At 39.9% G+C, this 14643-nt stretch carries 15 protein-coding genes; 13 read left to right on the top strand and 2 right to left on the bottom strand.

Translation table 11 applies throughout. The annotated features are described in order from the left end of the window. Positions 1 to 5: 5 nt before the first annotated feature. From AC1EK4_RS02100 to AC1EK4_RS02110, 3 genes are read left to right on the top strand one after another with little or no spacing between them, the layout of a single operon-like run. Complete coding sequence (locus AC1EK4_RS02100) at positions 6 to 1421, top strand: tetratricopeptide repeat protein (protein WP_480356837.1); 1416 nt, start codon at positions 6 to 8, stop codon at positions 1419 to 1421. Between the two features lie 11 nt (positions 1422 to 1432). Further along, positions 1433 to 2059, top strand: a complete 627-nt coding sequence (locus tag AC1EK4_RS02105; protein ID WP_480356839.1) for a DedA family protein — start codon at positions 1433 to 1435, stop codon at positions 2057 to 2059. A 7-nt stretch (positions 2060 to 2066) separates the two neighbouring features. Further along, a complete protein-coding gene (locus AC1EK4_RS02110) occupies positions 2067 to 2825 on the top strand; it encodes a TIGR02757 family protein (protein WP_369793936.1) in 759 nt (252 codons plus the stop codon). 4 nt (positions 2826 to 2829) lie between these two features. On the opposite strand, the gene AC1EK4_RS02115 is transcribed toward AC1EK4_RS02110, so the two are convergent. Then, positions 2830 to 3207 (bottom strand): 2-amino-4-hydroxy-6-hydroxymethyldihydropteridine diphosphokinase, encoded by a 378-nt coding sequence (locus AC1EK4_RS02115; RefSeq protein ID WP_036898496.1) that lies wholly within the window; start codon positions 3205 to 3207, stop codon positions 2830 to 2832. 192 nt (positions 3208 to 3399) lie between these two features. Between AC1EK4_RS02115 and AC1EK4_RS02120 the strand changes: the two genes are divergently transcribed. Together AC1EK4_RS02120 and AC1EK4_RS02125 are read left to right on the top strand one after the other, a co-directional pair. Continuing rightward, entirely contained in the window at positions 3400 to 4257 is an 858-nt protein-coding gene (locus AC1EK4_RS02120; RefSeq protein ID WP_369796361.1) for a glucosaminidase domain-containing protein, read from the top strand. A gap of 11 nt (positions 4258 to 4268) precedes the next feature. Further along, entirely contained in the window at positions 4269 to 5552 is a 1284-nt protein-coding gene (locus AC1EK4_RS02125) for a M64 family metallopeptidase (protein WP_480356841.1), read from the top strand. A gap of 148 nt (positions 5553 to 5700) precedes the next feature. Here the strand turns inward: AC1EK4_RS02125 and AC1EK4_RS02130 are convergent, their stop codons facing one another. Continuing rightward, positions 5701 to 6495: a DUF5715 family protein gene (locus tag AC1EK4_RS02130; protein ID WP_036898503.1), complete on the bottom strand. Its 795-nt coding sequence runs from the start codon at positions 6493 to 6495 to the stop codon at positions 5701 to 5703. A 227-nt stretch (positions 6496 to 6722) separates the two neighbouring features. On the opposite strand from AC1EK4_RS02130, the gene AC1EK4_RS02135 reads away from it, so the two are divergent. The 8 genes from AC1EK4_RS02135 to AC1EK4_RS02170 are packed head-to-tail and all read left to right on the top strand — an operon-like array spanning position 6723 to position 14614. Next, entirely contained in the window at positions 6723 to 7727 is a 1005-nt protein-coding gene (locus tag AC1EK4_RS02135) for a PhoH family protein (RefSeq protein ID WP_480356842.1), read from the top strand. Between the two features lie 28 nt (positions 7728 to 7755). Next, the gene (locus AC1EK4_RS02140) at positions 7756 to 8706 is read left to right on the top strand and encodes a phosphoribosylaminoimidazolesuccinocarboxamide synthase (RefSeq protein WP_036898507.1); all 951 of its coding nucleotides are present in this window, start codon (positions 7756 to 7758) and stop codon (positions 8704 to 8706) included. Positions 8707 to 8733: 27 nt separating this feature from the next. Next, complete coding sequence (gene ubiE / locus AC1EK4_RS02145) at positions 8734 to 9468, top strand: bifunctional demethylmenaquinone methyltransferase/2-methoxy-6-polyprenyl-1,4-benzoquinol methylase UbiE (RefSeq protein ID WP_480356845.1); 735 nt, start codon at positions 8734 to 8736, stop codon at positions 9466 to 9468. Between the two features lie 27 nt (positions 9469 to 9495). Next, on the top strand, positions 9496 to 10242 hold the full coding sequence (locus tag AC1EK4_RS02150) for a shikimate dehydrogenase family protein (protein WP_062432930.1): 747 nt from the start codon (positions 9496 to 9498) through the stop codon (positions 10240 to 10242). A 4-nt stretch (positions 10243 to 10246) separates the two neighbouring features. Beyond that, positions 10247 to 11410 carry an AIR synthase-related protein gene (locus AC1EK4_RS02155; protein WP_062432955.1) on the top strand — a complete coding sequence of 388 codons (1164 nt, stop codon included), beginning with the start codon at positions 10247 to 10249 and terminating at the stop codon, positions 11408 to 11410. A 36-nt stretch (positions 11411 to 11446) separates the two neighbouring features. Next, complete coding sequence (prfA, locus tag AC1EK4_RS02160; protein WP_480356847.1) at positions 11447 to 12559, top strand: peptide chain release factor 1; 1113 nt, start codon at positions 11447 to 11449, stop codon at positions 12557 to 12559. Positions 12560 to 12563: 4 nt separating this feature from the next. Continuing rightward, the gene (gene pyrF / locus AC1EK4_RS02165) at positions 12564 to 13385 is read left to right on the top strand and encodes an orotidine-5'-phosphate decarboxylase (protein ID WP_480356849.1); all 822 of its coding nucleotides are present in this window, start codon (positions 12564 to 12566) and stop codon (positions 13383 to 13385) included. Positions 13386 to 13393: 8 nt separating this feature from the next. Continuing rightward, positions 13394 to 14614, top strand: coding sequence for an HD domain-containing protein (locus tag AC1EK4_RS02170; protein ID WP_036898533.1), 1221 nt, complete (start codon positions 13394 to 13396; stop codon positions 14612 to 14614). The last annotated feature ends 29 nt before the right edge of the window (positions 14615 to 14643 follow it).

The following is a 14643-nucleotide window of genomic DNA, read 5'->3' on the forward strand; positions in this document are numbered from 1 at the left end:
AGTACATGGCAGACAATTATTTCAATAGCAATGAGTTCAAAGATCTACTCCACAAATATGAAGAAAGCCTACAACAGGGAAAATATCCGTATTTGGAATCTGAAGAACTAACCGATATAGCCGAATATTACCATTCCAAAGGCTGTACCGAGCAGGCTATTGAAGTAATTGATTATGCCATCCAACTCTTTCCCGATGCTACAGCCCCACTCCTTTTCAAAGCTAGATTCGCCTTGTTGCGAGAGGGAAATATAGAAAAAGCAAAGAAATACGTAGCACAAGTGCAAGACAAATCAGACCTTGACTACTTCTATATCGAAGCGGAGATACTACTTGTGCAAGATAAAATTGAAGTAGCAGACAAATATCTGCGTCAGTGTCTCAACAACATAGCCGAAGAAGATATTGAAGATTTCTATATAGATGTAGCTTCACTTTTTTCTGATTACGACATTGTAGATAAAGCTCAAGAATGGTTGGAGCTAGCTAGCGATAATACTTCCGAGGAATACAAAGAACTCCAAGGCAGAATAGCAATGGGCAATGGGCAATACGAAGAATGCGAACGCATCTTCAACGAACTCATTGATGGCAACCCATACGCAAGCCCCTATTGGAACCAATTGGCTTCCTCGCAATTGATGAGGAATGATTTTAAAAACAGCATCAGTAGCAGTGAATTCTCTATAGCCATTAATCCCAATGACGACGAAGCTATCTTGAACAAGGGCAATGGCCTATTTGCATTGGGCAATTATGAAGAAGCCCTCAAGTATTACCAACGTTTTTCCAAATTATGCCCACACGAAGAACTGGGGGAGATGTTGCAAGGAATAACGCTTTTCAACATGGATAGAACCACGGAGGCTATTGCACATTTAATAAAAGCCTCCGAGCAGGCTCCACATTTATCCCCCAATCTATCTGAAATATATCAAGAATTAGCTTTCGCCTTATCTAGACAAGGCAATACTGATAAAGCTTTGGGATACGTCGATAGAGCCGAGCTCCTTCCACATAGTAGTAAAGACGAGCTCGAAGTACTACGAGGACATTTAGTATTGGAGCATGGAAATATAGATGATGCACAGAAGTATTTCCAAAGAGCTATCAAACTATCAAACTCCTCTCCACAGATATTTCTTCGTATCGCCATTTCCGTATTCGATAACGGATATATACAGTTAGCTTATAAAATGTTTAAGGCTCTACTCCAAGCCGTAGACAACCAGTGGACTACAGGATGGGCTTATCTTGCCTACTGTTGCAAATATATGGGTCAGACAGAAGAATATCGCGCTGCCATAGAAAAGGCTTGCAAAGTCAATCCTTATGAAGCAAAAATGATTTTAGGCCAAGACTTTCCCGAAGACTTAGAGCCTGAACAATATATTGATTACATTAATAACAACCCAAATTAAAGAAACAAATTATGAGTTGGCTATCATCCTTATTAGGAAACCTCAATTATGGAACGATACTATTCTTAATGTTACTGGAAAGTACCGTTATTCCTGTTCCTTCAGAATTAGTAGTATCACCCGCAGCCTATCACGCGGCCAGTGGTAATCTAAATATCGCACTTGTCATTCTCTTTGCTACTATTGGTGCCGACTTGGGTGCTACTATTAACTACATTGCCGGATATTACCTTGGACGTCCACTTATTTATAAATTCGCAAACAGCAAACTAGGCCATCTATGTTTGCTCAACCAAGCCAAAGTAGAGAAGAGTGAAAAGTATTTTTATAACCATGGAATGGTGGCAACTATCACTGGTCGCCTCTTACCCGGCATCCGACACCTCATTTCCATCCCAGCAGGACTTGCCAAGATGCACTATGGAAAGTTTTTACTCTATACAACGATTGGTGCTGGGGCATGGAACTGTATCCTTGCAGCATTAGGATGGTATCTCCACAGTATTGTACCAGAAGAGTTACTTCAAGACAAAATCATGGAATATGGAGAATATATCAAGATTGCCATTATAGGTTTGATGGCCATAGCCATTGTCTATTTCGTCATCAAATATAATTTGAAACGTTTTAAAAAATAAACAATTCTTGAAAAGAATCCACACCATACCGAATCAACTATATCAACATCTAAAAGAATATGCCGATACATACGAGACAAAAGCATTTCTACAGAATGATCCGGCATGGTTTATGCATCAGGTTACAGGGGAAAGAAATCAAGAGACGCTCGCCTTTCTTGCATCTTGTTTAAGCTACGGTTCGCGTAAACAATTCTTTCCAAAGATTCAAAATTTTCTTGATTATAGCCATGATCAGCCCTTTCATTGGGTAAAAGACAGAATGTTTGAGTCTGACATTCCTAACGATAATCAGTGTTACTACAGACTATACAGTAATCATACAATTTACGCATTGCTGAACAAACTAAGCATTCTCATCAATGAATATGGTTCTTTATATCATTTTATCTCGACAAATATAAAGGACAAAGATGCTTTCTATGCCATAGAACTAATTGTTGATTATTTCAACAAAGAAACCGAAGCTATTCCTATGAACGCCAAGTCCAGCTGTAAGCGAATATGTATGTATTTACGTTGGATGACGAGAGACCACTCTCCAGTAGACTTAGGTATATGGAGTAAAATCATAGATAAGCGTACGTTAATCATGCCTCTTGACACTCACGTAATACAAGAAGCGAATCGGCTAGGCCTTATGAATACATCCTCTACAACGATGAGTGTAGCCAAGCGTCTCACTGCAATCATGAAAGATGTTTTCCCCGAAGATCCACTGAAAGGAGATTTTGCCTTATACGGATACGATATCAATCATCGATAGCCCATTATTCAATATCCATCTCCTTCAAAAGTTGTTGAATATAGGGTCTATCCCAGTCATTTTCATGATACTTTTCTTTCCCATATAACAACACATCTATATCTACCGGGATACAACCTAAATCCTTCGACAGTGCAGTTCTTCCACACTTTTTTTCCATCGTCTTAAGTTTCTGATTAAGTTCTTCCAAAGCCATCTCGGTCGTACCAAGCACAAGACAATTCAAAAAATCAGCTGCATACATGCCTATTACCTTTGTTGGAACGCAACTAGAATATTGAATATCAGACAATACCGCCAATAACATTGCCTTCACTCTATTTATATTCTCAACAGGACGGTCATTAGAACCAATTCCCAATAATACTCGATAATGTTTCATATATGTCACAAATTTACTAATAATTATTAAAGGAGTGTATTTCCTTTCATACATTTTTATTTTTCTGTACTTTTGTTCAATACAATCATGAGACTTATCTTGGAATAAGTCAGATAAGCAAGAAACATAATGCATTTAAGGAATACTATTATATATATATTCTGTCTCATTTCATTGGAATCATTTGGTCAAATGAGATGGAATTCTTCGTATCAAGCATATATCAACCAATACAAAGACCTTGCCATTGAACAAATGCTCAAATACGATATTCCGGCAAGCATCACACTAGCACAAGGGCTATTGGAGAGCGGAGCAGGAATGAGCGAATTGAGTGTTAAAGGCAATAATCATTTCGGTATCAAATGCCACAATTGGCAAGGTAGAACCATCTACCATAACGATGATGCAGAAGGCGAATGCTTCCGTTCTTATGACAACGCTTTACAAAGTTACGAAGACCACAGCAAGTTTCTAGCCAAACAATCTAGATACAGTAGACTTTTCTCTTTAAACAGAACAGATTATAGAGGTTGGGCAAATGGGTTGAAAGCCTGCGGATATGCCACAAATCCAAGATATGCGACCAAACTAATAGAGATTATCCAATTGTATAAACTCTATGTTTATGATAATGCGCAAAGCTATGACAAGTTCATGGCTCGCCACAACGCAGTCGATACGCCTGTCAATCCTGACGGAAAACTGCATCCAATATATCGCTACAATGATAACTACTATCTCAAAGCTCGTCTGGGAGATACCTTCAAGAGCATTGGAAAAGAGGTAGGTATCTCATATCGTAAAATTGCAAAATACAATGAGAGAAATAAGAAAGATGCCCTCGTAACTGGCGAAACCATCTATCTCAAAAAGAAAAGAACAAAGGCAGAAAAGCAATATAAGAAGAGACCACATATCATTAAAGAGGGTGAAAGCATGTATAGTATCGCTCAATTTTATGGTATCAGGCTCAAGAACTTATACAAAAAGAACCACTTGTCTCCCGACTATTCACCTAAAGTTGGCGACAGTCTGAGAGTGTACTAAATTTCGTGACAATGAGAAAAATAAGCCTTATCTATCTATTACTGACAGTGTTATGCACTGTTTCCAAAACGTATGCTCAAGAGTTTCATCATCATTTCAGAGATAGTACATTGAGAATAGACTATACTTTTTCGGGGAATGTAGAACTACAAAATATCTCCATAGACCAGCTCAACGTATCTCCGAGATGGTATGGCAAAAAGAAGAGGTTGACAGAACTCCCTGTTGAGGGTAATGGACAGATTACGGTAAGAGACCATCATACAGGAAAAGTTATCTATAAAAACTCTTTCTCGTCCTTGTTTCAAGAGTGGTTAAGCTATGATGAAGCCAAGACCAACAGCAAGTCTTTTGAAAACGTGTTGCTGATTCCGATGCCGAAAGATACGGTCGAAGTAACCCTAGACCTACGAAACAACAGAAGGCAAGTCGTAGCCACATTGACTCACCGAATTATACCATCCGACATCCTTATCAAACATATAGGCTTTAAAGACACTACACCTTATGAAGTGCTCTCCACACCCAAAGATACAAACAACTGTATTCGCATAGCCTACATTGCCGAAGGGTATCAAAAAAGCGAGATGTCGACTTTCATTGAAGACGCAAAGAAGGCTATGAATATACTCTTCACTTACGAACCATTCAAGTCATATAAAGACCGTTTCCAAGTCATCGCAGTAAAATCCCCCTCGCGTGAAAGCGGAACGAGCGAACCGGGGAAGGGTATTTGGAAAAATACAGCACTCCACTCCCATTTCGACACATTCTACAGCGACCGCTATCTGACAACACTGCATTTGAAAGATTTGCACGATTGGCTAGCCGGACTGCCCTATGAACATATCATCGTACTAGTAAATACAGACAAATACGGCGGTGGTGGCATCCTCAATTCATATAACTTAACTGCGGCTCATCACAAATTGACCCCTCAAGTCGTCGTACATGAGTTTGGCCATAGCTTTGCCGGACTTGGCGATGAATACGGATACGAATCTGAACAAATACCGATGTATCCACACGATATTGAGCCTTGGGAGCCCAACCTAACCACACTGGTCGACTTCCACAACAAATGGGAAGACATGTTGGATCAATATACGCCCGTCCCTACCCCTATCACAGACAAAAATAAGAGTAAAGTAGGTGTATACGAAGGAGCGGGATATGCACTAAAAGGCATGTATAGACCAATGATGGATTGCCGTATGAGAACCAATGAGTATCCATACTTCTGCCCCGTATGCGAGAGAGCGCTACGTAGACTCATACAGTTTTATACCGAATAATACGTAAATTGCTATAGCAAAAACTATATATGAGGATATTGCAAAGGCTCCGCAGCATTGCTGCGGAGCCTTTGCTGTTTTCATGCCTCATACTAACAGCAATCCTGCTGATACCTTGCAGTAAATTCTAAAAAGTCGCTATGCTTTATTACTTCACCGTGATATGGAAACAACCTTGATGAACCTCATACTTCACATAGCATCTGTTGTCCTTACGAATATCATCTAAAACTTCACTCAGAATCCATTTCAGCGTATCATTCTGCACTTTACGACGCGGCTCATCCGGTCGTTCCACTGTCTTATATCTATTATAGCACACATCAAAAGTAGTACCATACAAGTGGCAACTGTTTTGAGTGGCATTTCCGTTATGACTACGAAGACGAGATACATCATCTTTACTACGCATCACACTCGTGACAATAATCTTATGTAATGGAATACCTTTCACTTGAAGACTATCAAAATAGATACGTCCAATATCCTGTAAAAGCACGGCAGCCTTAGGTACCAAATAAGGAATACTGCTACGAAGACGGTCTACATAGAAATAAGGATTGCTACCGACATATACCAATTCTGCCTTGCGATGCTCTGCCTCATCTCGATTTTTTACCGGCTGGACGCCCCATTTTGTTGCAGCCTGTAACTGCACATCATTCATATCCGGAAACGTTTTGCCAAAGTGAGGAACACTATAAATACGATGAGGCTTTTCACCATCTCGCAAATAGATTCCATGAGTAGAGACATTCTCTGTCAAATCCACACGACTATTGCTAATGGAATCTATGCCAATACTGTCGTTAACTTCTTGATCTGCAACGGTATTCTCCTGTGCTATATCTCCGGCTACACTTGGGAAAAAAGTCCGAACAGCTCCCAAAACGACGATAACAATTCCAAATCCCTGCAAATATCTTTTTTTACTGATTTTCATATAAAAAACAATGTTTTCAAGAAGAGCCTGCCCAACAGCAGAATGACATCAATATAACATAAGGAATTTCAAACTCTTCAAGCCGTACGGTTGCAAAGTTAGCAAAAAGAAAAGAGAGCAAAGAGAGCCCAAAAGTAATTTTTCATTATTTATCATTTCAAAATACATTTCCTTGTTACATTCATTGAAATTTCGTATTTTTGCATCCAAATAAAGTATCAATAACGTTGATAGAGAAACATATTGTTTTAGAAGATATAGACCCTGTTGTATTATATGGGGTAAATAATAGTCATCTTCAGGTCATCAAGTCGTTATTTCCCAAATTAAGGATTGTTGCAAGAGACAACGTCATCAAGGTTTTGGGCGATGAAGAAGAAATGGCCATTTTTGAAGAAGACATTGAGCACATGCGTAAACATGTACTTCGTTTTAATGCCATCAACGACGAAGACATCTTAGACATCATCAAAGGAAAACAAACCAAGGAAGAAGCCGTAAAAGGCGTCATCGTTTATAGTATCTCCGGGCGTCCCATTAAGAGTCGCTCAGAGAATCAACAAAAATTGATTGACGCTTTCGAGAAGGATGATATGATTTTTGCTGTCGGCCCGGCAGGTACAGGTAAAACCTATCTGAGTATAGCTTTAGCCGTCAAAGCTTTGAAAGAGAAGACTGCTAAAAGAATTATTTTAAGTCGCCCCGCCGTTGAGGCCGGAGAAAAACTAGGATTTCTTCCCGGTGATATGAAAGACAAGATAGATCCTTATCTGCAACCCTTATACGATGCGCTTGAAGACATGATTCCACCGGTCAAGCTGCAAGACATGCTTGAAAAGCATATCATACAGATAGCTCCTTTGGCCTTTATGCGAGGAAGAACCTTAAGCGATGCCATTGTCATACTTGATGAAGCGCAGAATACAACGCCTCAACAAATTCGTATGTTCCTAACTCGAATGGGTTGGAGCACCAAGATGATAATCACGGGAGATATGACTCAGGTGGATTTGCCCAAAGAAAAGAAGAGTGGATTGCGTGAAGCATTATCCATACTCAGCAATACCGAAGGTATTTCTGTTATCAAACTGGATGGCAAAGACATCGTCAGACACAAGCTCGTGACAAGAATTGTAGCCGCATTCGATGCTTATGACAAGAAAAATAATGCCGTAGACAAGCAGCTAAAGAGTACGGACAAAACAACTAGCAAGACCTCTACAACCACATAATAAGGAAATCCTATTAATTATAAATAAAATGAAAGCATTAACAAAGACCGAATTCCATTTCGATGGACAGAAGAGTGTTTACCATGGTAAAGTACGTGATGTCTATGATATCAACGACGATTTGATCGTAATGGTTGCTACCGACAGAATCTCTGCTTTTGATGTCGTTTTACCAAAAGGTATTCCTTTCAAGGGACAAGTGTTAAATCAGATTGCGGCAAAGTTCCTTGATTCAACACAGGACATCTGCCCCAACTGGAAGCTGGCAACTCCCGACCCAATGGTTACAGTCGGTCTAAAATGCGAAGGATTCAGAGTAGAAATGATTATTCGTTCTATTCTTACAGGTAGTGCATGGCGAGCTTATAAGGAAGGATGCCGAGATTTATGCGGTGTCAAACTTCCGGAAGGCATGAAAGAAAATCAAAAATTTCCTGAACCTATCGTAACTCCTACCACAAAAGCAGACGAGGGACACGATATGAATATCTCCAAAGAGGAAATCATTGCCCAAGGTATCGTCAGTGAAGAAGACTATGCCGTAATCGAAGACTACACTAAGAAACTCTTTGCACGTGGACAAGAAATAGCAGCCAAGCAAGGATTGATACTTGTAGATACAAAGTATGAATTTGGAAAGCGCGATGGAAAGATTTATTTGATAGACGAAATCCATACTCCCGACTCTAGTAGATACTTCTATGCAGACGGATATGAGGAGAAGTTCGCTAAAGGTGAACCACAAAAGCAGTTGAGTAAGGAGTTTGTACGCCAGTGGCTGATTGAACATAATTTCATGAACGAACCCGGCCAAACGATGCCTGAGATTACCGATGAATATGCAGAGAGCGTAAGCGAACGCTACATAGAACTGTACGAACACATTACGGGCGAGACTTTCAATAAGGCAGCTATAAGCGATAATATAGCTTCGCGCATCGAGAAAAACGTAAAGGAGTATTTGGCTTCGCGTAAATAAGGCATACCATTTAATTCATTCCACAGAGTGTACAAGCAAGAAAAAATAATCCCATACAATGGAAACGGGCGCAAGGGTGAACATGTAGAGCAGATGTTTGATAACATTGCTCCGACCTATGACACACTAAACCACCGGCTTTCATGGGATATTGACAAAGGATGGAGACAAAAAGCAGTTAATAAATTGGCTGCTTACCACCCCCAAACGATGCTCGACATCGCTACAGGGACAGGAGATTTTGCCATTCTATCGGCTCAAATACTGAAACCATCTTCATTAATAGGAGCTGACATTTCTGAGGGAATGATGGAAATTGGGCGTCAAAAAGTAGAAGAAGCAGAGTTGGGGAACATCATAACTTTCCAAAAAGAAGACTGTATGAATTTAAGTTTCCCCAACGAGACTTTTGATGCAGTGACCGCAGCCTTTGGTATTCGCAACTTTGAAAATCTAGATCAAGGACTCAAAGAAATGTATAGAGTACTGAAAACTGGTGGACATCTATGCATTATCGAGTTGACTGAGCCAGTCTATTTCCCTATGCGAAACCTGTTTAGAATATATTCACACACCATTCTCCCACTCTATGGGAAACTCATATCCAAAGATAACAGTGCATACAAGTATCTATCTGCAACGATTGAAGCTTTCCCTCAAGGAGAAACGATGATGAATATACTAAAACAAGCAGGATTCTCCAAGACTAGTTTCAAGAGATTAACATTCGGTATCTGCACACTATATACCGCAGAAAAATAATTATTCAGAGCTAAAGCACTTATAACTATGGATAAGTATGGACTTATAGGATATCCACTTGGGCACTCATTTTCTGTAGGCTTCTTTAATGAGAAATTTGAGAATGAGAACATCAATGCAGAGTATATCAACTTTGAAATTCCCAATATAGAGAGCCTCCCAGAGATTATCACATCTAATCCGGAACTTAAAGGATTCAATGTGACCATTCCTTATAAGCAAAAAGTGATGCGCTATTTGGACTATATCAGTCCGGAAGCAAAGGAAATTGGTGCCGTCAATGTAGTCAAGATAGACCACAAAGGCAAAGATACCATCTTGAAAGGATATAATAGTGATGTCACCGGCTTTACCAAAAGTATAGAACCACTATTGGAAGCTTTTCATAAGAAAGCTCTCATCCTCGGTACTGGCGGAGCATCCAAAGCCATAGAATACGGTCTGAAATTGCTCAATATAGAGACTCAGCTAGTTAGTAGAACTAGAAAACCGGGAATCATACAATATGAAGACATTACTCCGGATATGATTCAAGAATATAATGTCGTTATTAATTGTACACCCTGTGGAATGTATCCTAAAGCCGATGAATGCCCGGAATTGCCCTACGAGGCTATGAATACAAGAACACTTTTATATGATTTAATATACAATCCGGATGAAACCCTCTTCATGAAAAGAGGTCTAGAATATGGAGCTACGGTAAAGAATGGCTTGGAGATGTTGCTATTACAAGCCTTTGCTAGTTGGGACTTTTGGAATGAAAACGAATAATATTATGGACAATAGATATATGATGCGCGGCGTAAGTGCTGCCAAGGAAGATGTGCATAATGCCATCAAGAACATTGATAAGGGTCTTTATCCACAAGCCTTTTGCAAGATTATCCCTGATATACTAGGTGGAGATCCGGAGTATTGTAATATCATGCATGCGGATGGAGCAGGAACCAAATCCTCACTCGCATATATGTATTGGAAAGAAACCGGTGATATAGATGTATGGAAAGGTATTGCCCAAGATGCAATCGTGATGAACACAGACGACTTACTCTGTGTAGGAGCAGTGGATAATATCCTTGTTTCAAGTACGATTGGCAGAAACAAGATGCTCATTCCGGGTGAAGTAATATCTGCCATTATCAATGGTACCGATGAATTATTGACCGAAATGCGCGATATGGGAATCGGAATTTGGCCTACAGGAGGTGAGACTGCCGATGTTGGCGACCTCGTTCGGACGATTATTGTAGACTCTACTGTCACTTGCCGTATGAAGAGAAGTGACGTCATCGACAATGCGAATATACGTCCGGGGGACGTGATTGTAGGTCTTAGTTCTACCGGACAGGCTACATACGAGAAGACATATAATGGTGGTATGGGAAGTAATGGGCTGACAAGTGCCCGCCATGATGTATTCTCTAAGTATTTGGCCAAGAATTATCCAGAAAGCTATGATGCTGCAGTTCCGGACGAGTTGGTATATAGCGGTAAGTATAAGCTGACAGATTCTGTAGAAGGTACTTCACTCAATGCAGGCAAGTTAGTTCTCTCTCCCACCCGCACCTATGCTCCGGTCATTAAGAAAATACTAGATCAACTGCGTCCGGAAATACATGGTATGGTACACTGTACGGGTGGAGCCCAAACTAAAGTTCTCCATTTTATCAATGATAATTGTAAAGTCATCAAAGACAACATGTTCCCGATTCCTCCACTATTCAAGGCGATTAAAGAATGCAGTGGTACGAATTGGAAAGAGATGTATCAGGTATTTAACATGGGACATCGCATGGAAATCTATGTAACTCCTGAAGTAGCAGAACAGATTATAGATATAAGCAAATCATTTAATATAGATGCACAGGTGATAGGACATATAGAAGAAGGTGAGAAATCGCTGACCATCCATTCCGAATACGGCATCTTCAATTACTAATATACATTATTATAATAATATTTAAGCAAATACTATATGCCAGAATACAACAGCTTGCTAGACAAACTAGACGGGCTTGAAAGCAGATATGAAGAGGTCTCAACACTCATTACAGACCCAAATGTCATTGCAGACCAAGCCAGATATGTAAAACTGACAAAGGAATATAAGGACTTGGGCGACATCATGGATGCTCGCAAGAGATACATTAATTGCCTGAATGCCATCAAAGAGGCTAAAGATATCATCGCCAATGAGAGCGATCCGGATATGAAGGAAATGGCTAGAGAAGAGTTAAATGCAAACGAAGCTCTCCAACCGAAACTAGAAGAAGAGATTAAGATTGCACTTGTTCCTCAAGATCCGGAGGATGCCAAGAATGTACAAATGGAGATACGAGCCGGTGCAGGAGGTGATGAAGCATCGCTATTTGCCGGCGATTTATTCAACATGTACAAAAAATATTGCGATTCAAAGGGATGGAATTTATCAATAACAGCAATCTCGGAAGGTGCTGTAGGTGGTTTTAAGGAAATTGATTTCGCAGTTAGTGGAGACGGTGTATATGGCGTATTGAAATATGAGAGTGGTGTACATCGTGTACAACGTGTACCCGCTACAGAGACCCAAGGACGTATGCATACAAGTGCTGCAACTGTTGCCGTATTGCCGGAAGCAGACAAATTTGAAGTCAATATCAATGAAGGCGACATCAAATGGGATACCTTTAGAAGTTCCGGAGCAGGTGGTCAGAACGTAAATAAAGTTGAGTCCGGTGTACGATTGAGATATCCTTGGAAGAATCCTAATACTGGAGAGACCGAAGAAATCCTCATAGAATGCACGGAAACACGAGACCAGCCCAAGAATAAAGAGCGTGCTTTGTCTAGATTACGTACTTTCATATACGACAGAGAACATCAAAAATATGTAGACGACATTGCTAGTCGTAGAAAGAGTTTGGTTTCTACTGGTGACCGTTCGGCTAAGATTCGTACATATAATTTCCCACAAGGACGTGTCACAGACCATAGAATTGGATACACGACACACGACCTTCAAGGATTCTTGGGCGGAGATATACAAGCTATGATTGACGCTCTAACCGTAGCAGAGAATACAGAAAAGATGAAAGAAAACGAATTATAAGGATATGGAACGTAAACAACTGATTGAACAAATATTTACCAAGGGTTCGTTTCTATGTGTAGGTCTCGATACAGACATCAAGAAAATCCCTGCTTGTCTCTTGGAGTTGGAAGACCCTATCTTCGAATTCAATAAAGCGATCATTGACCACACTGCTCCCTACTGTGTTTCTTATAAACCCAACTTAGCCTTTTATGAGAGCCTAGGTATCAAGGGGATGATAGCATTTGAAAAGACTATAAGTTATCTAAAAGAGAATTATCCCAACCATTTGATTATAGCAGACGCTAAAAGAGGAGACATTGGGAATACCAGTACCATGTATGCTCGCACATTCTTTGAGGAATATGATGTCGATGCATTGACGGTTGCCCCCTATATGGGTGAAGACAGTATAACTCCATTCCTAGCATATAAGAACAAGTGGGTGGTCGTTCTAGCTCTCACTAGCAATAAGGGATCACACGATTTTCAATTGATGCAAGATCAAAATGGTACCCGCTTGTTTGAACAAGTACTGAGAAAGACGCAGGAATGGGGTAATATAGATAATATGATGTATGTGGTTGGCGCCACTCAAGGAAGCCTATTCGCAGATATTAGGAAGATTGTACCAGACCATTTCTTATTGGTTCCGGGTGTCGGAGTACAAGGAGGCAGTCTACAAGAAGTATGCAAATATGGAATTAATAAGGATTGTGGACTACTTGTAAACTCGTCTCGGGGAATTATCTATGCCAGTTCGGCAGATGATTTTGCCGTGGTTGCCGGCGAAAAAGCCAAGGAATTACAAGAACAAATGAAGGCAGAACTAGATAAACTCTAATTCTTTGGATGAACGATAGTAAGATTATCAACGACCCTGTCTTCGGCTTTATCAAAGTACCAACAGGTCCATTGCTTGATATTGTGAGCCATCCTCTTATGCAGAGGTTGACTCGCATCAAGCAATTAGGGTTGGCTTCTGCCGTATATCCGGGAGCTCAGCATACTAGATTCCAACACTCATTAGGAGCTTTTCACCTCATGAGCGAAGCTATTTCTTCCTTGCAACAGAAAGGAGTTTTTATCTTTGATAGCGAGGCGGAAGCCGTACAAGCAGCTATTCTCATGCATGACATTGGACATGGTCCATTCTCTCATGTGTTGGAAAACACCTTAATTCATGGGATTTCGCACGAAGAGATTTCGTTGATGATGATGGAGCAAATCAATAAAGAGATGAATGGTGAACTTAATCTCGCCCTCCAAATTTTTAAAGACGAGTATCCTAAACACTTTTTGCACCAACTGATAAGCAGCCAACTCGACATGGATAGGCTTGATTATCTCAGACGAGACAGCTTCTTTACAGGTGTTACAGAAGGAAATATTGGCAGCGCTAGAATCATTAAGATGCTTAACATGGTGAACGATGAACTTGTCATTGAGCAAAAAGGCATCTATTCCATCGAGAATTATCTTACGTCGAGACGTTTGATGTATTGGCAAGTATATCTTCACAAGACTGCCGTTGCATGCGAAAGAGTCTTAATAAACCTCTTACTTCGAGCAAAATACTTAGCTTCTCGTGGAGAAGATATTTTCGCATCACCCCAATTAAAGTACTTTTTATACAATGAGATAGATGCATCTTCATTCAAAAAAGATAAAAAAGCATTCCAAGCCTATGAGATGTTAGACGATAATGATATTTGGAGTAGCATCAAAGTGTGGACACAACACTCTGACTTCATATTATCAACACTCGCTAACAACTTAATCAAAAGGAATATCTTCAAAGTTGAAATCCGTGAAGAACCATTATCACAAGAGGAAAAAGACGATTTATTACGAGAATTAGCACAAAAAGCTAACATTAGTAGAACAGAGGCTCTGTATCTCTTCAGCGAAGTAGAAATACAAAAAGATATGTATGAACTTGATGAAGACCATATATCAATACTATACAAAGACAATTCCATCAAAGATATCAGTGAGGCCTCAGACATCTTAAACGTTTCACTACTTTCCCAAAAAATTCGCAAATATTACATTTGTTATCAGAGATTATAAATAATAATTGCTATATTTGCACTATTAAT

The organism is Prevotella sp. C0026C3, from assembly GCF_056590795.1.